We start from the raw sequence: 20,647 nt of genomic DNA, 5'->3' as shown, positions 1-20,647 counted from the left end.
GGCTGACGTGAGCTCAGTGCCGCGAGAGCACCAGGCCCGCGCCGCCGAGCAGCACGATGTCGTCGGCCGGGCCGGTGTTGACCAGCACCTGCGGCGGTTCCGCGCCGGTGGCCCACGACGAGTCCTCTCGCAGCCGGTGCTCGATGCGGGCGCGGAACGCTTCGCCGCCTTCGGACGCTTCGCCGTGCAGGATGAACAGGCCAGGGGCGAACAGTTGCTGGATGTTGACCAGGCCGAGGGCGATGTTGCCCGCGTACTCGTCGAGCAACGGGTCGCCGGCCAGCTCGCGGACGCTGCGCCCGGCCAGGCCCCGCCGTTCGGCCTCGGCACGCAGCCACGACGTGGTCGCGACGGTTTTCCAGCAGCCGCGCGCGCCGCAGGTGCAGGGCAGGCCGCTGGCGGCCACCGTCATGTGCGCGCCGCTGCGGCCGCCCGGCGGGGCGAGCACCTCACCGTCGTAGAGCATGCCGACGCCGAGGACCTCGCCGGTCGACACGGACGCGAACGTCGTGCGGCCGCGGCCCGGGCCGAACCAGCGGTCGCCGAGCACCTCCACACGGGCGCGGTGCTCCACGTGCACGGGGACCCCCACGAGCCGCGTCACGACGTCGGCGACGGGGTAGCCGTGCAGGGCTGGCACCTCGTTGACCTCGATGATCACGCCCGCCGGCGCGTCGACCAGGCCCGCGGCGGCGATCCCGACCCCGGCCGGCGGGCTGGGGAACCGCACCGCCGAGGCGAGCGCGGCGTCGATCTCTCCGGGGTCGGCCGTGCCGTGCGGGTAGGTGGCCTCGGCCTGCCAGAGCACCGCGCCCGACAGGTCGAGCAAGGCGGCGCGCACGCGTCCGGGCACCAGCTCGACGGCACCCAGCAGAGGTGCCGCGGCTTCGGCCGCCGGAGCCGCGGCCGGGGCCGGGACCAGCCGCAGCGCGGGCCGTTCGCCGGAATTCATGCGGTCACGATGCCACGCCCGGCCCGACGAGGGGAGCCCACATGCCCGAACTGACGCGGATGACCTGGCGGGAGGTGCGCGCGGCCGCGCCGTCGGCCATCGCGCTGGTGCCGATCGGCTCGCAGGAGCAGCACGCGGGCCACCTGCCGATGGGCACCGACACGATGCTCGCCGAAGCCGTGGTCGACGGCGCGCTCGCCCGCCTCGGCGGCGACCCGGAGGTCGTGCGGCTGCCCGCGCTGCCGTTCGGCCACAGCCCGCACCACCTGTTCGCCGCGGCCGTGTCGCTCTCGGCCGCCACGCTGCAGGCCGTGCTCGCCGATGTGCTCGACTCGCTCGTGCGCAGCGGGTTCCGGCGCGTGTTCGTGGTCAACGGCCACGGCGGCAACGACGAGATCATGCGCCTGGCCGTGAAGCAGTACGCGCTGAAGGCCGACGTCGCGCTCGCCGCGTGCTCGTACTGGTCGCTCGGCGAAGCCGCTTCGCCCGGCCACGCCGGGCTGTTCGAGACGTCGCTGATGCTCGCCGCGAAACCCGACCTGGTGCGTGAACCCGCACCGAGGCCGGACGTGACCCCGCCGCCGCTGTTCGACCGGCCGCCCTACCCGGGGCTGACGGTCGAGCGCCACGGCGAGTGGGCCCGCGTCGGCGGCTCCACCGACGACGCCACGGCGGCCACCGTCGACCGCGGCACCGACCTGCTCGACCGGCGGGTGGCGGCGCTGGCCGCCGCGATCCGCGCCTTCGCGGGAGCGACCCGCGAACACGCCCACACCGAAGGGGAGGCATGAAGATCACCGACGTCGACGTGCAGGTCGTGAACCTGCCGTTGACCAACCCGTTCACCAGCTCGTTCGAGACCAAGACGGGCGAGACGCGCACGGTCGTGCGCCTGCGCACCGACACCGGCGTGGAGGGCTGGGGCGAGACGATGTGGGGCCGGCCGGTCGCCGAGCTCACGCGCCAGCTCGGCAAGGAGCTGGTGGGGCAGAGCCCGTTCGCGCTGGAGGAGTTCCACCGGCGTCACCACATGGTGCCGTTCTTCCACGGCTACCTCGGCTACGCGGCGCTGGCGGCGCTGGACGTCGCGTGCTGGGACGTGATGGGCAAGGCCACCGGGCAGCGCGTGACCGACCTGCTCGGCGGCCCGGTGCGCGAGGAGGTGCCGATCACCGCGCTGGTGACCCGCGCCGACGCGCCCGGCGCGCAGGGCCGTGAGCTGGCGCAGGGGATCGCCGAGCACGCGGCGAAGGTGGTGGCCGAGGGCGGCTTCACGGCCGTGAAGCTCAAGGGCACCACCGACGTCTTCGGCGACGTCGAGATCATGCGGGAGCTGCGCCGCGCGCTGCCGGACGTCCAGCTGCGCGTGGACCCGAACGCCGCGTGGTCCGTGCCCGACTCGATCCGCGCGGGGCTGGCGCTCGAGGAGCTCGACCTGGAGTACCTCGAAGACCCGTGTGTGGGCATCGAAGGCATGAGCCAGGTCCGCGCGAAGGTGCGGATCCCGTTGTGCACCAACATGTGCGTGGTGCGCTTCGAGGAGTTCGCCCCGGCGGTGCGCCTCGGCGCGGTGGACGTGATCCACGGCGACGTCTACAAGTGGGGCGGCATCGCGGCGACGAAGGCGCTCGCCGCGCACTGCGAGACGTTCGGCCTCGGCATGAACCTGCACAGCGGCGGCGAGCTCGGCATCGCGACGGCCGCGCACCTCGCCGTGGTCGCCAGCACGCCGGTGCTCTCGCGCGCGATCGACAGCATGTACTACCTGCACGTCGACGACATCGTGCAGCCGCTGCACCTGGAAGCCGGCCGCCTGCGCGTGCCGACCGGCCCGGGACTCGGCGTGGAGGTCGACGAGGACAAGCTCGCCTTCTACGCGGCGAAGAACGCCGCCGAAGGCGACCTCACCGGCTGACGCGGGCGAGCACGTCGTCGAGGGAGCGCGCCAGGGCTTCGGGTGAGCCGTGCAGGTGGGACAGCGCCGTGCCGCCCTGCTGGGCGGTGAGCAGCGTCAGGGCGAGATGCTCCGCGGAGACGTCCGCGGGGATCTCGCCCGCCGCCTGGGCGCGGCGGACGAGCGTGGTGATGGCGTCCTGCCAGCGGTCGAACAGCCGCGCGAGGGTGGTGCGCAGCTCGGCGTCGTCGTCGACCTGGCCGACGAAGGCGCCGAGCGGGCAGTTGCCGTAGCCGCTCTCGTCGGCCGCGGCGAGCACTTCGTCACGCCAGCGGCGCAGGTCGGTGCACTCCTCGTCGTGCAGCGACGGCTGCGCGGCCAGCACCCGTTCCAGCTGGTGCTCCAGCACGGCGACGGCGAGGTCCTGCTTGCCGCCGAAGTAGTGGTACAGCTGGGACTTGCCGGTGCCGCTCTCGGCGAGCACGTCCTCCAGCGGCGTGCCGCCGATGCCGCGCTCGTGCATCAGCCGCGCGGCCGAGGTCACGATCTTCTCGCGCGTGCGGCGGCCGCGGCTCGTGGTGGGTTCGGGGCGCATCTACGCGGGGTAGGTCTCGTAGTGACGGGTGTCGAGCGTCGCGGGGTCGAACTTGCCCGCGATCGAGCCGATCCACTGCTTGAACAGCGGGCCGGCGCGGAACCCCCGCTCGTGCGCCTCGACCGACGTCCAGTCCACCGCCACGGTGAAGCGGCCGGGTTCCTCCACGCATCGGCTGACGGTCGCAGACAGGCAGTCCGGGTGCGCCCGCAGGTAGGGCACGCCCGCTGCGATGGCCCGGCCCAGCTCGTCCTCACCGCCGGGCAACGCGGTGAGGATGGCGACTTCGGTGACCACGGTTGCCTCCCTCAGGCGGTTTCGACGGGCAGATCGGCTCGGGCACTCCACTCGTTCCAGGAGCCGTCGTAGTTGGTCCCGAGAGGGTAACCGGCGACCGCGAGTCCGAAGAGGACGGTCGACGCCGCGACACCTCCGTTGCAGTAGGCCACGACCGGCCGGCCGGGGTCGAGTTCGGCCGCGGTGAAGAGGTCCTTCAGCTCGGCCGCGGAGCGCCAGGTGCCGGTGGTGAGGTCCACGAGGTCCTCGCGCGGCACGTTCACGGCGCCGGGGATGTGCCCGCGCCGGTTGCCGGGGCGGGCGATCTCGCCGGTGTACTGGCCGGGGTCGCGGGCGTCGACGAGCTGGATCTCCGGTTTGTCCAGCGCAGCCAGCACGTCCTCGGCGGTGGCCCGCAGTTCGGGGCGGGTACGCGGGGTGAACACCGCGCGCGGGTGCTCCGGTACGGCGGTGTCGACGGCCCGGTTCTCCTGCTGCCACTTCGTGAAACCGCCGTCGAGCACGACCACGCGCTGGTGGCCGTAGTAGCGCAGCGCCCACCACAGGCGCGTGGCGAACGTCGATGCCGGGTGCGTGTCGTAGGCGACCACGAGGTGCTCGTCGCCGATCCCGGCTCGCGCCATCGCGTCGGCGAACTGCCGCTCGGTGGCCACCTGCACGGGCACGGCGTCGTCCGGGTCGACGATGTCGCGGGTCCAGTCGAGGAACACCGCGCCGGGCACGTGACCGGCCGCGTACTCGTCGGCCGAGCTCTCGTAACCGAGTCCGGCCGGCCGCGGTGCCGGGGTCCCCGCGCCGGGCAACGGCGGCACGGAGCCGCGGATGTCGACGATCCGGACGTCCGGATCGTGCAGGTGCGCGGCCAGCCACTCGGTGGTGACCAGGAAATCGGTGCGTGACATCGGCTCGGGCCCGTCCCTCCGGCGGGTCCGGTGCCCGCCTTCAGTCTGTACCATACAGTACAGTTCCGGGGACGTCAGCGCAGCGCGTTGATCGTGATGGTGAGCGTCTCCGGGTCACCCGCTTGCACGGCGCCGCTGAAGTCCGGGCCGGGGGAGACGTCGTCGTAGGGGAAGGCGTAGCCGCGGTTGTCCGGCAGGCGGCTGTGGACGATGCGGGCGTAGTGGTTCGTCTCGGCGGCGGTGTAGAACTTCGCGGGGTCCTCGCCGTCGGGCTGATTCGGGTTGTCGAGCAGCGTCGTGCGGTTCAGCGCGGCCGCCAGCCGGGGGACGATGGCCTTGCGGGCGTCGCTGTCGCCGTCCTTCAAGGCGAACGGGCCGCTGTTGCAGCTCCACACGTCGGCGGTGACCGGTTTGGTGAAGCGCTCGCCGTTGGCGAAGGCGAGCACGCCGTCGCCGCCGACGCGGCCGGTGAACTTGCCCAGGCCCGGGATCTGCGAGTCGACGGTGAGGTCGGTGCCCGCGTACTTCTGCCAGACGGAGTCGAGGTAGCCGTCGAGGTACCCCGTGAAGCGGTCGGCGCGGTGCTGCGCGGACAACGCGCGCAGCGGGCGGCCGTCGGCCCCGGCGTCCACGAGCTCGGCCCAAGCCCCGCCCTGGGCCTTGAGCGCGGCGCAGATCGGGTCGAGCGAGCCCGCCGGCAGCCCGGGCACGGTCTGGTCGCCCGAACCCGTCGTCTTCAGGTGCAGGCCCATCGGGATCGCGACGAAGTCGACGTAGCTGATGTTGGCGAACAGCACGGCGTCGTTGAAGGTGAACTCGCAGAACGACCAGTTCCGGCCGTGGTTCGGGTCGGCGGTGTTCACGAAGCTCGGGTGCACCAGTGCGGGGCCGGGGTTGACGAAGAAGTCGAGCTTCGCGTCGGTCACCACGTAGATCCGCGCGCCCGCCATCTTCGGCACGCTCACCTGCGACAGTGACTTCACCGGGATGGCGCAGTCCTCGGCGAGTGGCGTCTGGTCCGCGGACGGTGAGGGCGGGTAGTACGGCGTGCCGTCGGCCTTGAGGATCACGGGCCGGTTGTCCGGCGCGATTCCCGTGATGTAGGCGTAGGTTGCGCCGGCGCCGGAGCGGTCGTCGAACGCGACCTGCACCGTGTCGGGCGTCGCGGCGGAGGCGCGTCCCATGCGCCACAAGGGAAACGTGGCTGCCGCAGCGGAAGCGCCGAGGAAAGCTCGCCGGGAAATCAAGGAAACCGCCTCCTGGGGTTCACGGGAACGCCGACCACGTTCCGGACCGCGGGCCGGCGAAAACGGGGACACGCCGGGGAAATCCCGGGCGCGGGGTGGTACGGATCGCCTGCGCCGGCCTTCTCGTCGGGCGCAGGCGATCCCGCTCAGCCGACCTGGAGATCGATGCAGGAGTAGAACGCGTTGGCCGTGTCCGCGATGTTCCACACGGCGAGCACGGTCTGGCGGCCGGTGTGGCCGCTCAGATCCACCTGGTGCGTCACGGTTTCCGGCGGCTGCTGGTTGTGGCCGTCGAAGCTCGCGACCTTCTCGTCGCCGATGAAGTACTCGTAGCTGGAGGTGCTGTGGCGCGCGGTGAAGGTCCACGTGAACGTGACCGTCTTCCCGACCGAAGCGGCCTGCCACGGCTTGGAATCGTCGTTGACCTCGGCGAACTGCGCGAGCCCGCCGTTGCAGCTGTGCAGGCCCTTCGGCCCTTCCACGCTCTGCGGTTCGTACTTGATCTCACCGCAGTCGACCACGCCCTGCGCGCACTGCGCCTGGCGGCTCGCGGGGGAGTTCACGTACCCATGGGCGCTCGCGATGCCGGCGGGGCTGACCAGGACGAGCACCGGCGCGAGCACGGCGCCCGCGAGTCCGGCGAGGATTTTCCGGTTCGCTTTCATACCAGCTCCTTCGGGGAATGCTCGCTTCCCGGCCGCGGGTACGGCGAAACAGCGCACTGGCGGGCCGCCGGGGAGGTGCGCGAGCGAAGGGTGACGTTGTGGTCTAGACCATAACCCCGAAGAAGGTCCTTGGTCAACAACTGGCAAAGAGAAGCGTCGAGTTGGTAAGTGGCCAACCGGGGTTTGCTACGAACGCTGTCCCGACAGGAGCTCGAACGCCTCCCACATCCCGGCGTAGCGGCCGCCGCGCGCGAGGAGCTCGTCGTGGCTGCCGGCCTCGGCGATGCGGCCGCGGTCGAGCACCACGATGCGGTCGGCCGACTGCGCGGTCTGCAGCCGGTGGGCGATCACGATGGTCGTGCGCCCGGCCGCCAGCGTCCGCATGGCTTCGGCGACGTGGGCTTCGGCCGCGAGGTCGAGGTTCGACGTCGCCTCGTCGAGCAGCAGGATCACCGGGTCCACGAGCTGCGCGCGGGCAAGCGCGAGGAGCTGGCGCTGCCCGGCCGAGAGCGACCGGCCGCGTTCGGCGATCTCGTGCAGGTAGCCGCCGGGCAGCGTGGCCACGAACTCGTGCGCCCCGACGGCCTGTGCGGCCGCCTCCACCTCGGCGTCGGTGGCGTCGGCCCGGCCGTAGGCGATGTTGTCGCGCACGGTGCCGGTGAACAGGAACGCCTCTTGCGGCACGTAGCCGAGCGCGCGGCGGTAGGCGGCGAGGTCGAGCGAGCGCAGGTCGTGGCCGTCGACGCGGACGCTGCCCGTGTCGGGGTCGTAGAAGCGGGCGAGCAGCTTGACCAGCGTCGACTTGCCCGCGCCCGTCTCGCCGACCAGCGCCACGGTCTCGCCGGCCGCGATCGTCAGGTCGACCTCGCGCAGCGCCTCCGGCGGCTTCATGACGGCCTGCGAGCCCGCGACCAGCCGCGGGTCGGCCGGGCCGCGACGTTCGCCCGCGCCCAGTGCCGGCGCCGACGGGTACGCGAAGCGCACGCCGTCGAAGGTGATCTCGCCGCGCAGCCGGCCGGGGTCGATCGCCTGCACGGCGGGCGGGGTGAGCGTCTCCAGCCGCATCAGGTCGGAGATCCGGCTCACCGACACGCGCGTCTGCAGCCACGAGTCGAACACCTGCGACAGCTGCTGGATGGGGGAGAAGAACAGGTCGATGTAGAGGATGAACGCGATCAGCGCACCCGGCGTGAGCCGGCCCGAGTAGATCATCCCGGCGCCGACCCCGAGCACGATCGCGTCGGCGCCCGCCGAGAGGAACTGCACGAACGGGAAGTACGTGGCGGCCAGCCGCTGCGCGGAGTAACGGGAGTCGAGGTAGTCGCGCCCGAGCCGGCGGAACCGGCGGATCGTCTCGTCCTCGTGGGCGAACGCCTGCGACTCGCGCACGCCCGAAAGGCTCTCCTGGAAGTCGGCGTTCACGATCGCGACGCGGTCGCGCGCTACGTCGTACAGCTTCGCGGCGCGCCGGCGGAAGATCACCGTCCCGATGGCCAGCGGCACCACCACCGACAGCGTGCACAGGCCCAGCAGCGGGTTGACCACGACCAGCGTTACGCCGACCCCGGCGAAGGTCACGAACGCGACCAGCGCCGAGAGCAGCCCGTTCTGGATCAGCGACTCGAACTGGTCGACGTCGGTGGTCATCCGGGTCATGATCCGGCCGGCCATCTCGCGCTCGTAGTAGTCGAGCGAAAGGCGTTGCAGCTGGGCCCAGATGCGGATCCGCAGCGACAGCATCACGCGCTGCGCGGTCCGGCCGGTCACGAAGGTCTGCGCCACCTCGTCGAGGAACGCGATGAGCGTGATCAGCAGGAACAGCCCGGCGGCGCCGAAGAGCACGGCCTGCGAGCCTTGCAGCACGCCGTCGTCGATGCCGCTCTTCACGAACACCGGCCCGATCACCGACGCGACGGCGTCGATCACCACGAGCAGCAGCCCGAACAGCAGCGGACGGCGGAACTCGCGCAGCAGCGTGCGCAGGGAGAACGCGCGCTCCTGGCGGGTTTCCTTGGCGAGATCGACCTTCGCGAAGTCCCGCACGGGTTTCAGCTCGTCGACGCGGGCGAGCAGCTGCGGGGTCGGCGGGAGCGCGGCGCGCCAGCCGCTGCCGCCGGCCGAGCCGCCGAGGCCGGCCCCGATGCCCGGCGCTCCGGTGGCGCGGGTGGTGAACCGCCGGCCGTTGCCGTTCTGTCCGCTTCCGTTGTGCCCGTTGCGTTCCCCGCGCCAGGCGGACGCGGTGGTGCCCCCGACGGTGAGGGCTTCGATGCGGTCGCCGACCCGTTCGGCGGCTTCCTCCTCGAGCCCGGTGAGCAGCGTGCGGTAGAGGGCGCTGCGCTCCAGCAGCTCCTCGTGGGTGCCCTGGTCGGCGACCACCCCGCCGTCGAGCACCACGACACGGTCGGCCAGGTGCAGCGTCGAGCGCCGGTGGGCGACGAGCAGAGTGGTGCGCCCGGCCAGCACCGTGCGCAGCGACGCGTTGATCGACTCCTCGGTGTTGGCGTCGACGGCGCTGGTGGCGTCGTCGAGCACGAGCACCCGGGGGTCGGTGAGGATCGCGCGGGCCAGCGCCACGCGCTGGCGCTGCCCGCCCGAAAGCGACAGCCCGCGTTCGCCGACGACGGTCTCGTAGCCCTGGGGCAGCGCGCGGATGAAGGTGTCGGCCTCGGCGACCTCGGCGGCGGCGAGGATCTCCTCGTCGGTGGCGCCGGGTTTTCCGTAGGCGATGTTGGCGCGAATGGTGTCGGAGAACAGGAAACTCTCCTCGAACACCACGCCGACCTGGGAGCGCAATGAGCGCAGCCGCACCGTGCGCAGGTCGTGCCCGTCGAGCAGCACGGCGCCGGACTCCGGGTCGTGGAAGCGCGACACGAGCGTGGTCGCCGTGGTCTTGCCGCTGCCGCTCGGGCCGATCAGCGCCACGCGTTCGCCGGCGGCGACGTGCAGGTCGAAACCCTTCAGCACCGGCGCGTCGGGCGAGTATCCGAAGTGGACGTTCTCGAACCTGATCTCGCCCTTGGCCGTCGGCAGGTCCACGGCGTCGGGTGCGTCGGCGATGGCGGGCTCCAGGTCGATGAGCTGGAAGATCCGCTCGACGCCCGCGCGGGCCTGCTGGCTGATCGCGAGCACGCCGGCGAGCTGGCGCGCGGGGGCCATCAGCTGCCCGACGTAGGTGGAGAAGGCAAGGAACGTGCCGAGGCTGAGGCCGTGGTGCAGCGCGAGCCAGCCGCCGAGCACGAGGATCGCGACCTGCCCGAGCGCCGGGATCGCCTGCAGCAGCGGCTGGTACCGCGACTGCAGCCGCACGGCCCGCAGCTGCATGCCGTAGAGGTCGCCGGCGGTGTCGGCCAGCCGGTTGAGCTCCCGGCCCTCCTGGCCGAACGCCTTGACCACGCGCACGCCGTTGACGTCCTCGTCGACGATCTGCACCACGTCGCCCTCGCGCTGCTGCGCAGCCCAGGTGGCGGGGAAGATCCGCCGGCGCATCCGGTAGGACACCATGAGCAGCAGCGGCACCACGACCAGGCTCACGAGCGCGAGCAGCGGCGACAGGACCAGCATCACGCCGAGCGAGAGCAGGACCAGCAGGATGTTGCCGCTCATGATGGGCAGCAGGCTGAGCAGGCCCTGCACGAGCGCCGAGTCGGACGTCGCGCGCGACACGAGTTGACCCGTGGGCATGCGGTCGAGGTTCGCGAAGTCCATGCGCTGCAGGTGGGCCTGGATGTCGTTGCGCAGGTCGTACTGCACGGCCAGCGCGACCCGGCCGCCGCGGTAGCGCCGCTGGTAGGCGAACACGAACGCGGCCGCGGCGAGCACGAGCAGCGCGATCAGCCACGGCCACAGCGACGCCGAGCGGCTGAGGATCACCCCGTCGACGATCTGGCGTTCCAGCAGCGGCACCACGGTCTGGCAGGCGCTGCCGAGCACCGCGGCGCCGAAGGCGATCAGCAACTCACGGCGGTGGCGCAGGACGTAGCCGCCGAGGCGGCGCAACCAGCGGGACTTCTCTTCGGGTTCGCTCACCGGTTTCCGGCCATCCGCTCCGCCATGACCTCGTCGATCGCGTCACCGAGCCGGCCCAGCGACTCGAGCACCACGTCGCCGTCGGGTGTGCGGGCGACCAGCGCGAGGAGTCCCTTGATCATCTCGGCCTCGGTGGCGGCGAGCAGCCGTTCGCCTTCCGGGGTCAGGGAAAGCGCGGTGGCACGGTGGTCGGCGTCGACGTCGCCGCGGACCACGAGGCCGCGTTTCGTGAGCGCGTCGACCGCGGCGCTGATCGCCGGACGGCCGAGCGCGAGCCGCCGGGCCACGCGGGAGGCGCGCTCGTCGCCCGAGGCGATGGCGGACAGCACGCGGTAGTGGGCGAGGTTCAGCTCTCCCGACGAGCGCTCGAGCAGCCGCGAGAGGCGGGCCAGGGCCCGCACGGCGCTCGTCGCGGTCTGCTCGCGGGATTCTCCGGAGGACGGCATGATCCCGACTGTAACCCCAGTTTGTTCGATCGTCGAACTAGTGGGTCTCGGTGAGCCGAACAGGATTCGGTAGCCTGGCCTTGACCGGACTGGGTCGACAACGAAGTTTCCTGTTCGCGGTGCCCGCGGGCAGAACGAGGTTCGGAGGTAGCGTGAGCTTCAACCTGGCCACGATCTTGCACGAGTCCGCGCTCGCCCAGCCGGAAAAGGACTTTCTCCGCTTTCCGGGTGGAATCCACTCTTACGCCGCGGTGGACGAGACCTCCGGCCGCGTCGCGACGGCGTTGCGCGCGCGGGGTTTCGCGCCCGGCGACAAGATCGCCGTGCAGCTGGCCAACGTGCCCGAGTTCGTGTTCGCGTACTTCGGGATCCTCAAGGCCGGGCTCACCATGGTGCCGCTGAACCCGCTGCTCAAGGCCGACGAGATCGCCTACCACCTGGCCGACTCCGACGCGCGGCTGCTCATCGCCGACACGGCGCTGGCCGGTGAGGTGGCGAAGGCGCTCGCCGAGGTGCCGGAGGTGGCCGCGGTCGTCGTGGGTGGTCTGGACGGGTGGCCCGCCGGTGCGGTCGAGTTCGCCGAGCTGCTCGACGCCGAGGACGACGGCGACCTGTACCCGGGCGCGGCCGACGACACCGCCGTGCTGCTGTACACGAGTGGCACCACCGGACGCCCGAAAGGCGCCGAGCTGTCGCATTTCTCCCTGTACATGACCTGCACGATCGGCGGCCAGACCTTCGGCACGGAACCCGAGGACGTGGTGCTCGCGGTGCTGCCGTTCTTCCACGTCTACGGCCTGTCCAGCATCCTCAACTCCGCCGCCCGGCACGGGCGCACCGTGTCGGTGGTCCGGCGGTTCGAGCCGAAGGCGGTGCTGGCGGCCATCGAGCGCGACCGCGTGACGATCATGGCCGGCGTGCCCACGATGTACCACGCGCTGGCCGTCGCCGACAGCTCCGCGTACGACACGAGCAGCCTGCGCATCGGCAGCTCCGGCGGCGCCGCGATCCCCGAGCAGGTGCTGCGGGCGTTCGAGGAGAAGTACGGCATCCCCGTGCTGGAGGGCTACGGGCTGTCCGAGTCCGCGTCGACGACCACGGTGAACCCCGGTGCCGCGAACCGCAAGGTGCTCTCCATCGGCAAGCCGATCTGGGGTGTGCAGCTGCGCATCGTCGACGCGCAGGACCGCCCGCTGCCCGCCGGCGCGGACCACGTGGGCGAGATCGTGCTGCGCGGGCACAACATCACGAAGGGCTACTACAAGCGGCCCGCCGAAACCGCCGAAGCCTTCCGGGGCGGGTGGTTCCACACCGGGGATCTGGGTTACGTCGACGAGGACGGGTTCGTGTTCGTCGTGGACCGCAAGAAGGACCTCGTGATCCGCGGCGGGTACAACGTGTACCCGCGTGAGGTGGAAGAGCTCCTCTACCGGCACCCGGCCGTCGCGGAGGCCGCGGTGATCGGGGAGCCGGACGAGCGGCTGGGGGAGGAGATCGTCGCAGTGGTCTCGTTGAAGCCGGGTGCTTCGGCGGAGCCGGAGGAGATCGTGGCGTGGGCGAAGGAGCGGATCGCCGCCTACAAGTACCCGCGGCGGGTGCGGATCGTGGACGAGCTGCCGAAGGGGCCGACGGGGAAGATCACGAAGCTGCCGTTGCGAGGGCAGTGACCGTCCACTGTGGCCAGCCGGCCCAGTCGGCTCAGTCGAAGGTGAAGTCGTACGCCTGAAGTCCCGGGGTGAGCGACAGCGTCAGCGTCGAATGGCGTGCTGCCGGGCCGGAAACGAGGGTGTAGAGCTTCGGCACGCCCGAGGCCGGCACTGTCGTGCGGGTGCCGTCGAGCTCGACGGTGAGTGTGCCCGTGCCGCCGAGGACGAGGTGGACGGCGCGGGCGCGGAAGTTCAGGCGCAGCCGCGCGGACGGGCCCGCGGTGAGGGACTCGCCGGACGCGGTCCAGGTGCCGTCGAGGGCGAAGGTGTCGGACGCGACGGCGGCGGGGAAGCGCAGGGTGCGGGTCTGGCCCGGCGGCGGCTGGTCGCCGGTGATGTCGACGGGTGCGTTGGCGGGCCCGAGGTAGGTCTCCGGCGTGGTGGCCTCGACCGGCGTTGCGTCGGGGACGTCGGTGGGCGGTGGCAGGGGTCCGGCGCCGGCGTCGGTGAGGAGGTCGCGGATCTGCTGCTCGGTGTCCGCGTACGCGCCTTCGCCGAAGTGGGAGCCGCGGACCTGGCCCGACGCGTCGACGAGGTAGGAGGCGGGCCAGTACTGGTTGCCGTAGGCGTTCCAGGTGGCGTAGTCGTTGTCGATCGCCACCGGGTAGTCGACGCCGAGGGCCTTGGCCTGGGCGGCGACGTTGGCGGGCTCGTGCTCGAACGCGAACTCCGGCGTGTGCACCCCGAGCACCACGAGCCCCGCATCGCGGTAGGTGCGGTACCAGCTTTCGTAGTGGGGGAGGGCGCGCAGGCAGTTCACGCAGCTGTAGGTCCAGAACGTGACGAGCACGACCTTCCCGCGGCGGCTCGCGAGTGTCAGCGGCTGCCCGCCCGGGGTGTTGAGCCACGCGGTGATGCCCGTGGGCTCGGGTGCGGCGGTGAGCCGGTGCAGGCTCGCGGACGCGGAAGTGCCGGCCTCGAACGACTTCTGCAGCGCCGCCGTGTAGTCCGGCACGGTGCGCTGCAGGCCGGCGGTGAGGTCGAAGGCCGTGGCCGCTGCGACGGCCAGCAACGCGACGCCGGTGGTCACGCGGATCGCCCGGGCGCGGGCGCGCAGGTACCGGACGCGGCGCGTGAGCGCGTCGCCGGCCAGGGCGAGCGCGAGCAGCGGAATCCCGGCCCCGACGCCGAACGCCGCCGTGAGGACCAGCGCGCCGAACCCGATCCGGTGCGTCGCACCGAGCACGGCGATGGTCGCGAGCACCGGGCCCGCGCACGGCACGTAGACCAGGCCGAGGGCGAGACCGACGGTGAACCCGCCCGCGTCCGGATCGGCCGCGCGGCCGCGAAGCCGCGCGAACGGCCGTTCCAGCAGCTCGCCGACGCGCCGCGAGACGAGGCCCAGTCCGAGCAGGGCGAGGACCGCGATGCCGGCGTCGCGCAGCAGGTCCTGCGGCAGGTGGAACGCGCTGAGCACGAGGGAGCCGAACAGCGTCGCCAGGCCGAAGCTCACCACGAGCCCGGCCACCACGCGCACGGGCCGGCGCGACCCGGCCGTGAGCACCACGGGCAGCACCGGCAGCACGCACGGCGAAATGCTCGTGACCGCTCCCGCGAGCAGACCGGCGAGCACAAGAGTGAGCATGATTTCTCCCCGAGGACGAATTGCTCGCAGCCTAGCGTCTATTCGTAACCTGTCAGAGTAGTTATGACTTGTGCCACGAAAAAGACCGGCGAAGGCGGAGTGCCTTCACCGGCCTGGTCGTGCCGGGGGAGCGGGTCAGCCGGCCTGCCGCGACGGGGACAGGGGCGGGTTGCCGCGCTGGCGCGCCCGGTAGGCGGCGGCCTTCATCTTGTTGCCGCAGGTCGCCATGGCGCACCACTCGCGCCGCGACCCGCGGGAGCGGTCGAGGTAGACCTGCGTGCACTCGGGCCGGCCGCACTCCTTGAGCAGATCGGCGTCCGGCCCGCCGAGGATCTCCACGGCCTCGCGCGCCACCGACGACAGCGCTTGCGCCGGGGTCGCCTCCAGGCGGCGACCGTCGATCGACAGCTGGGGAACCGTCGAGGGGTGCGCCGCGAACTCGTTGACCACGTCCATGGCCCGCAGGTCGGGCTCGTGGTGGGTCAGCCGCGCCGCGACCAGCGCGTAGATGGCCTCGCGCAGTTCGATGGCGGCGAGCACGTCCTGCGGCCGGCTGCCCGGGTCGGTGTCGGTGACCCCGGACTCGCGTAACCACGCGTCGAGGTTGCGCGGCGAGCCGAGCTTCTCCAGGGGTTCGGCGTTGCGCCGGGCGCGCAGGGTCCCGACGAAGTCGAGTGCCGGGTTCCCGCAGGGGAAGGCGTGTTCCATCGCACCAGTCTGACAGGTGACGAAAAAGAGCGCAACAATTGCTAACCGGTAAAAACAGGTTAACCGGAATGTGTAGCAAAAATTCGTAACCGTCTTGACTGGTGACGAATAAGCGTGCAAGAGTTTCGGCATCGCCACCGGGGCCCCGCGGAAACCGCGGCCCCCGTCCGGAAAGGTCTCACCTTCGATGGATCCGACTGTCTCGCTGCTGCTCGTCCTGCGGAGCCTGCTCGTCACCATGGGTGCGCTCACCGGCACCCGGTGCCCGGTTTCGGGCCGGGGGAGTACCGGTGATCACCACCGGCCAGTACCTGCACGTCGTCACCCGGGCGCTGACCGGCATGGCCGCGATCGTCGAGCAGCTCGGCGACGATCTGGCCAACACCCGGCTCGAGCTGCCCGGCGCCAACACGCCGTACGCGGTGCTCAACCACTGCCTCGGCGCCACGGCGTACTGGGCCGGCGAGGTCGTCTCCGGCCGCGCCGCCCACCGCGACCGCGACGCCGAGTTCACCGCCGCCGGTCCGGTCGCGCCGCTGCTCGACCGCGTGCGCAAGACCCTGCGGCAGCTCAAGAAAGACGTGACCCGCGCGGACCCGCACGCCACCGTGCCCGCCGCGCTGGCCGGCTTCGGCGATCCGCTCGACGCGGGCGGCGCGCTGCTGCACCTGTGCGCCGACCTCGTCCAGCACCACGGCCAGCTCGAAATCCTGCGCGACGTGCTGCTCGCGCAAGCCCGCATTCCCGCCTGACCCCCGAAGTTCCCCGAAGTTCTGTCGAGAAAGGACAGTTGCCATGACTGAAACCACCTACACCGCGGTCGTCACCGCCACCGGCGAGGGCCGCAACGGCGGGCGGGCGACCGCTGCCGACGGTTCGCTCGACGTCACCCTCGCCATCCCGAAGGAGCTCGGCGGCAACGGCGGCGCGACCAACCCGGAGCAGCTGCTCGGTGCCGGCTGGGCCTCGTGCTTCCTCGGCGCGGTGAAGATCGTCGCGGCGCAGAAGAAGGTGAAGCTCGCCGACCTCGCCGTGGTCGCCGACATCACCCTGCACAACGAGGCGGCCGACTTCTGGCTCAGCGCCGCCCTGCACCTCGAAGTGTCCGGTGTGGACCAGGCGACCGCCGAAGAGCTGGGCCACGCCGCGCACCAGATCTGCCCGTATTCGAAGGCGACCCGCGGCAACGTCGAGGTCACCATCGACGCCACCGTCGCCTGACAGTGCGCCCGACCGACGAGGAGCACACCATGATCTCCCGGCGGGCGTTCGGGAAGGCCGTGGGCGCGGGGGCGGTCGCCGCTTCGCTCCCGGCCCTCCCCGCGGAGGCCGCGGCCGGCCCGGCCGTGGCCTCCGGGCTGGGCCCGGTCCGCCACGTGCGCACCGACCTGCTCGACCTCGCCTACCACGAGGTCAGCCCGGCCGGCGGCGACGTGGTGCTGCTCGGCCACGGCTGGCCCTACAGCCCGCACGCCTATGCCGAGGTCGCGCCCGCCCTGGCGCGCCGCGGCTTCCGCGTGCTGGTGCCCTACCTGCGCGGCCACGGCGCCACTCGCTTCCTCGACGCCACGACGATCCGCTCCGGCCAGCAGGCCGCGCTCGGCGCCGACCAGGTCGCGTTCCTCGACGCGCTCGGTGTCGAGAGCGCGGTGTTCGGCGGCTACGACTGGGGCGGGCGCGCCCTCGACGTCGCCGCGGCGCTATGGCCGCAGCGGTGCCGCGCGCTGGTGTCGGTGAACAGCTACCTGATCCAGAACCTGGACCCGGACTTGCTCGCGTCCGCCCCGGACGCGCCCGGCACCGAATCGGCGCACTGGTACTTCTACTTCTTCTTGACCGAGCGTGGCCGCACGGCGCTGACGCGTTCCCGCCGTGACCTGGCGGAAGTGGTGTGGCGGCGCAACTCGCCGCAGTGGCGCTTCATGAGCGCCGACCTCGACATCGCGGCCGCCGCGATGGACAATCCGGACTACGTGGACGTGGTCATCCACAACTACCGCGTGCGCCAGGGCGCGGCGCCGGGCGATCCTCGTTACGCCGCCATCGAGGCGCGGCTGCTGGCGCAGCCACCGATCACGGTGCCGGCGGTGACGCTCGACGGGCTCGCCGACGGCAGCTTCCCGGCGACCGACGGCACGGCGTCGGCGAAACACTTCACCGGCCCGCGTGTGCACCACCGCGTGCCCGGCGCGGGGCACAACCTGCCCCAGGAAACGCCGCGCGCGTTCGTGGACGCCGTGCTCGAAGCGGTCCGGCTGTGACCCCGCTCGGCGGCGGGGCCCCGGTCTCCTGGGCACCCGCCGGATCAGGAGCAGTGATGCACCCCGCGAAGACGCCCGTCACCTCGCGCGGTCGCGCCAAGCACGTGATCGCGGTGCTGGTCGTGCCCGATTCCGTGGCGCTGGAGGTCACCGTGGTGCACCAGGTGTTCGGCCCGCGGATGGCGGCGATCGCCGAGCTGACCGGCGATCACGGCAGCGCGTACGAGGTGGTGCTCTGCGGCGAGGAGCCGCGCCAGGTGCTGCCTTCGGGGGTGGACTTCGGGGAGCTCGCGCCGCTGGAGACACTGCTGACCGCCGACACGGTGATGGTGCCGGGCGTCGAGGACCCGCTGGCGGAGCGGCCGCGGTCGGTGGTGCGGGCGTTGCGCGGTGCGGCGGAGGCCGGTGCGCGCATGGTGTCGTTCTGCGGGGGCGCGTTCCTCCTGGCCCGTGCCGGGCTGCTGGACGGGCGCCGCGCGACCACGCACTGGCTGTTCACCGAGGAGTTCCGCCGGGAGTTCCCGCAGGTCGAGCTGGAACCGGGCTGCCTGTACGTGGACGACGGTCCGGTGCACACGTCGGGCGGGATCTTCTCCGCGACGGACCTCGCGCTGCACCTGCTGGCCGAGGACCTGGGCCAGGCCTACGCCGGCGACGTCGGCCGGCTGCTGGTGACGGCGCCGCGGCGCCCGGGTGGGCAGGCGCAGTTCGTGAAGGACTCGATCCGGATCGCGGGGGAGCCGGCGCTCGGGTCGTTCCTGGCGTGGCTGCGGGAGCACCTGCACGAGCCGTTGACGCTGGCCGGGCTGGCGTCGCAGGTGCACCTGAGCGAGCGGAGCCTGGTGCGGAAGTTCCGCCGGGCCACGGGGATGACGGTGTTCGACTGGATCAACCGCGAGCGCGTGGCCGCCGCCAAGGTGCTGCTGGAGACGACCGACCACCGGATCTCGGAGGTCGCCGCGATGGTGGGGTTCGGGTCCGCGGAGACGCTGCGCCGCCACTTCGAACGCCAGGTCGGCACCACGGCGGGCAGCTACCGGGCCACCTTTCGCGCCACTCCGGCCGCCTCGTGACGAACCCGGCGCCGGGTGAGGCCCGATCTGGCGGGATCCGAGCGTCCACCACGCTTTCCGCCAGCTAGCGTCGAAGAGCCGGGCCACGGTGGCCCGGGTGAGGAGGAAACCATGCCGGCGTACGGATTTTTCGTCGAGTTCGAAGCGAAGGCCGGGAAGGAGGACGATGTCGCGCAGTTCCTGATCGACGCGAAGTCCCTTGTGGACGCCGAGCCGGGCACCCTGGCGTGGTTCGGCTTCCGTCTCGGGCCCTCGTCGTTCCGGATCTTCGACGCCTTCGAGACGGAGCAGGACCGCGAAGCGCATCTCCAGGGCGAGGTGCGCCGGCAGATCGAGCTGCGCGGCGACGAGCTTTTCGCCACGGCGCCCACGATCACGCCGGTGGGCGTGCTGGCCGCGAAGCTCCCGCCGCACTGACCCTGCCGGGACGCGGCGGCCGTGCCACGCTGGGTTCGTGCCCGAACCCCGTGACCCGGCCACCGTGCCGCCGCGTGACTTCGTCGGCTACGGCCGGTACCCGCCGCGCGTGCGCTGGCCCGGCGACGCCAAGGTCGTGGTGAACGTCGTCGTGAACTACGAGGAGGGGGCCGAGTACTCCATCCCCGACGGCGACGGCCGCAACGATGGCTGGGGCGAGTACGCCTACGAGGTCGGCCCCGAGGTGCGTGACCTCGGCACCGAGACGCACTACGAGTTCGGCAGCCGCGTCGGCATCTGGCGGCTGGCGCGGATCTTCGACCGGTACGCGGTGCCGGTGAGCGTCGGCGCGTGCGCGGTCGCGCTGGAGCGGAATCCGGCCGTCGCGGAGTGGATCCGCGAACGCGGCCACGACGTGATCGGCCACGGCTACCGCTGGCTCGACTACGCGCGCATGTCCGTCGACGAGGAGCGCGACCACCTGCACCGCGCGATCGCGTCGCTGGAGCGGACGACGGGGCAGCGGCCGCGCGGATGGTACGTGCGGTCGTTCCCGAGCGAGCACACGCTCGACCTGCTCGTGGAGGAAGGCGGGTTCCTCTACGATTCGGATCCGTGCAACGACGAGCTGCCGTACTTTTCGGAGCGCGGGCTGCTGATCGTGCCGTATTCCAAGGTGTACAACGACACCCGTTACCTGCTGAGCCCGACCTACGGCTCGCCGGCGCAGTTCTTCGAAAGCCTGCGGCTCGCGCTCGACTACCTGTGCGAGGAAGCCGACGACGGCTTCGGGGCGCGGATGATGACCGTGGGGCTGCACCCGCGGTGGAGCGGTCAGGCCGGGCGCGCGGCGGCCGTGCGGGATTTCGTCCGGTATGCCACGGAGCAGCCGGGGGTCCGTTTCCTGCGGCGGCTCGACATCGCGCGGTGGTGGGTGGATCACCACCGCGACTGGGAGTCGATCGGACCGTGACTGTCCACAGTGGTCCTCGGTCGTTACGGTGTCCTCATGGTGGGTGACGCGAGGACGGTGTCGGTGGCGGTCGAGGGCGGGGCGCTGGCCGTGGAGGTGGTGGCCGCGGCCTCGGCGCCGGTGCTCGCCGTGCACGGCGTCACGAGCAACCGCCGGCTGTGGAACTGGTTGCGGGCCGAGGCGCCGGACCTGTCGCTGGTGATGCCGGACCTGCGGGGGCGTGCGGGGAGCTTCGCGGTGGCCGGCCCGTCTTCGTTGCGGCAGCACGCTTCCGACCTCGTGCGAGTGCTCGACGCGCTGGAGCACCCGGTGGTCGACGTGTGCGGGATGTCCATGGGCGGGTTCGTCGCGGTGGAGCTGGCCACGCGCCGGCCGGACCGGGTGCGCGGGCTCGTGCTGGTCGACGGCGGGCTCCCGATGGCCGTGCCGCCGGGCCTCACGCCCGAGACGGTGCCCGCCGCGTTCACGCCGCAGCTGGAGCGCGTCTCGCGGCGCTGGGCCGGCGTCGACGAGTACCTGGCTTATTTCACGCGCGCCAACCCCTTGCTCGACGCCGCCGACCCGCTCCTGCGCGACTGCCTCGACCACGACCTCTCCGACGGCCGCGTGTTCCTCAGCCGCGAAGCCGTGCTGGCCGACGCGACCGACGTGTTCTTCGGCGAGTCGCGCTGGCGGGAGATCGCCGTGCCGACCGAGGTGGTGTGCGCGGAGTGGAGCTCCGGGCCGGGCACGCCGCCCGCGTACAGCGATGAAGCCCTGGCCGGCTTCCGCGCCGCCCTGCCCACCCTGCGCCGCCCTCGCCGCATCGCGGGCGCCGACCACGCGGCCACGATCATGACCCACTCGGGTGCGGCCGTGGTCGGCGCGGCGCTGCACGACCTGCTGGCTCGATAGAGCCGT

20 protein-coding genes are annotated in these 20,647 nt (G+C 72.0%); 10 read left to right on the top strand and 10 right to left on the bottom strand.

From position 1 onward, the window contains the following. Nucleotides 1-13: 13 nt before the first annotated feature. A complete protein-coding gene (locus AB0878_RS40560) occupies nt 14-952 on the bottom strand; it encodes an ROK family protein (RefSeq protein WP_366586780.1) in 939 nt (312 codons plus the stop codon). A gap of 41 nt (nt 953-993) precedes the next feature. On the opposite strand from AB0878_RS40560, the gene AB0878_RS40555 reads away from it, so the two are divergent. Beyond that, complete coding sequence (locus AB0878_RS40555) at nt 994-1,743, top strand: creatininase family protein (RefSeq protein WP_366586778.1); 750 nt, start codon at nt 994-996, stop codon at nt 1,741-1,743. After that, nucleotides 1,740-2,867: an enolase C-terminal domain-like protein gene (locus AB0878_RS40550; RefSeq protein WP_366586776.1), complete on the top strand. Its 1,128-nt coding sequence runs from the start codon at nt 1,740-1,742 to the stop codon at nt 2,865-2,867. Before AB0878_RS40555 ends, AB0878_RS40550 begins: the two co-directional genes overlap by 4 nt. On the opposite strand, the gene AB0878_RS40545 is transcribed toward AB0878_RS40550, so the two are convergent. From AB0878_RS40545 to AB0878_RS40515, 7 genes are all read right to left on the bottom strand, one after another. Further along, nucleotides 2,857-3,441: a TetR/AcrR family transcriptional regulator gene (locus AB0878_RS40545; protein ID WP_366586774.1), complete on the bottom strand. Its 585-nt coding sequence runs from the start codon at nt 3,439-3,441 to the stop codon at nt 2,857-2,859. The two genes, AB0878_RS40550 and AB0878_RS40545, sit on opposite strands and share 11 nt — an antisense overlap. Beyond that, a complete protein-coding gene (locus AB0878_RS40540; RefSeq protein WP_366586772.1) occupies nt 3,442-3,738 on the bottom strand; it encodes an antibiotic biosynthesis monooxygenase family protein in 297 nt (98 codons plus the stop codon). An 11-nt stretch (nt 3,739-3,749) separates the two neighbouring features. Next, on the bottom strand, nt 3,750-4,640 hold the full coding sequence (locus AB0878_RS40535) for a sulfurtransferase (RefSeq protein ID WP_366586770.1): 891 nt from the start codon (nt 4,638-4,640) through the stop codon (nt 3,750-3,752). 74 nt (nt 4,641-4,714) lie between these two features. Continuing rightward, a complete protein-coding gene (locus AB0878_RS40530; protein ID WP_366586768.1) occupies nt 4,715-5,887 on the bottom strand; it encodes a glycoside hydrolase family 64 protein in 1,173 nt (390 codons plus the stop codon). Between the two features lie 146 nt (nt 5,888-6,033). After that, entirely contained in the window at nt 6,034-6,552 is a 519-nt protein-coding gene (locus tag AB0878_RS40525) for a lytic polysaccharide monooxygenase auxiliary activity family 9 protein (RefSeq protein WP_366586766.1), read from the bottom strand. Nucleotides 6,553-6,738: 186 nt separating this feature from the next. After that, the gene (locus AB0878_RS40520) at nt 6,739-10,578 is read right to left on the bottom strand and encodes an ABC transporter ATP-binding protein (protein WP_366586764.1); all 3,840 of its coding nucleotides are present in this window, start codon (nt 10,576-10,578) and stop codon (nt 6,739-6,741) included. Next, entirely contained in the window at nt 10,575-11,024 is a 450-nt protein-coding gene (locus AB0878_RS40515) for a MarR family winged helix-turn-helix transcriptional regulator (protein ID WP_366586761.1), read from the bottom strand. Before AB0878_RS40515 ends, AB0878_RS40520 begins: the two co-directional genes overlap by 4 nt. Before the next feature lie 152 nt (nt 11,025-11,176). Here AB0878_RS40515 and AB0878_RS40510 point away from each other — a divergent pair, with 152 nt between their 5' ends. After that, nucleotides 11,177-12,691, top strand: a complete 1,515-nt coding sequence (locus tag AB0878_RS40510) for a long-chain fatty acid--CoA ligase (RefSeq protein WP_366586759.1) — start codon at nt 11,177-11,179, stop codon at nt 12,689-12,691. 31 nt (nt 12,692-12,722) lie between these two features. On the opposite strand, the gene AB0878_RS40505 is transcribed toward AB0878_RS40510, so the two are convergent. Both AB0878_RS40505 and AB0878_RS40500 read right to left on the bottom strand, forming a co-directional pair. Then, complete coding sequence (locus AB0878_RS40505) at nt 12,723-14,315, bottom strand: cytochrome c biogenesis protein DipZ (RefSeq protein WP_366586757.1); 1,593 nt, start codon at nt 14,313-14,315, stop codon at nt 12,723-12,725. Nucleotides 14,316-14,450: 135 nt separating this feature from the next. Further along, nucleotides 14,451-15,023: an ABATE domain-containing protein gene (locus AB0878_RS40500; protein WP_366586755.1), complete on the bottom strand. Its 573-nt coding sequence runs from the start codon at nt 15,021-15,023 to the stop codon at nt 14,451-14,453. Between the two features lie 290 nt (nt 15,024-15,313). Here AB0878_RS40500 and AB0878_RS40495 point away from each other — a divergent pair, with 290 nt between their 5' ends. The 7 genes from AB0878_RS40495 (at nt 15,314) to AB0878_RS40465 (ending at nt 20,641) form a co-directional block, all read left to right on the top strand. Continuing rightward, nucleotides 15,314-15,775, top strand: coding sequence for a DUF664 domain-containing protein (locus tag AB0878_RS40495; protein WP_366586752.1), 462 nt, complete (start codon nt 15,314-15,316; stop codon nt 15,773-15,775). 43 nt (nt 15,776-15,818) lie between these two features. Further along, nucleotides 15,819-16,244 carry an Ohr family peroxiredoxin gene (locus tag AB0878_RS40490; RefSeq protein ID WP_366586750.1) on the top strand — a complete coding sequence of 142 codons (426 nt, stop codon included), beginning with the start codon at nt 15,819-15,821 and terminating at the stop codon, nt 16,242-16,244. Between the two features lie 29 nt (nt 16,245-16,273). Then, nucleotides 16,274-17,284 (top strand): alpha/beta hydrolase, encoded by a 1,011-nt coding sequence (locus AB0878_RS40485; RefSeq protein ID WP_366586747.1) that lies wholly within the window; start codon nt 16,274-16,276, stop codon nt 17,282-17,284. Nucleotides 17,285-17,340: 56 nt separating this feature from the next. After that, nucleotides 17,341-18,357: a helix-turn-helix domain-containing protein gene (locus AB0878_RS40480; RefSeq protein ID WP_366586745.1), complete on the top strand. Its 1,017-nt coding sequence runs from the start codon at nt 17,341-17,343 to the stop codon at nt 18,355-18,357. Nucleotides 18,358-18,468: 111 nt separating this feature from the next. Continuing rightward, nucleotides 18,469-18,774 carry an antibiotic biosynthesis monooxygenase gene (locus AB0878_RS40475; protein ID WP_366586742.1) on the top strand — a complete coding sequence of 102 codons (306 nt, stop codon included), beginning with the start codon at nt 18,469-18,471 and terminating at the stop codon, nt 18,772-18,774. Nucleotides 18,775-18,811: 37 nt separating this feature from the next. Then, nucleotides 18,812-19,747, top strand: coding sequence for a polysaccharide deacetylase family protein (locus AB0878_RS40470; protein ID WP_366586740.1), 936 nt, complete (start codon nt 18,812-18,814; stop codon nt 19,745-19,747). A gap of 36 nt (nt 19,748-19,783) precedes the next feature. Continuing rightward, a complete protein-coding gene (locus AB0878_RS40465; protein ID WP_366586737.1) occupies nt 19,784-20,641 on the top strand; it encodes an alpha/beta hydrolase in 858 nt (285 codons plus the stop codon). The last annotated feature ends 6 nt before the right edge of the window (nt 20,642-20,647 follow it).

The organism is Amycolatopsis sp. NPDC047767 (assembly GCF_040704195.1).
Taxonomy (GTDB): Bacteria; Actinomycetota; Actinomycetes; order Mycobacteriales; family Pseudonocardiaceae; genus Amycolatopsis.
Note: the sequence above shows the minus strand (reverse complement) of the source record. Positions and strands in the feature narration are given on the sequence as shown.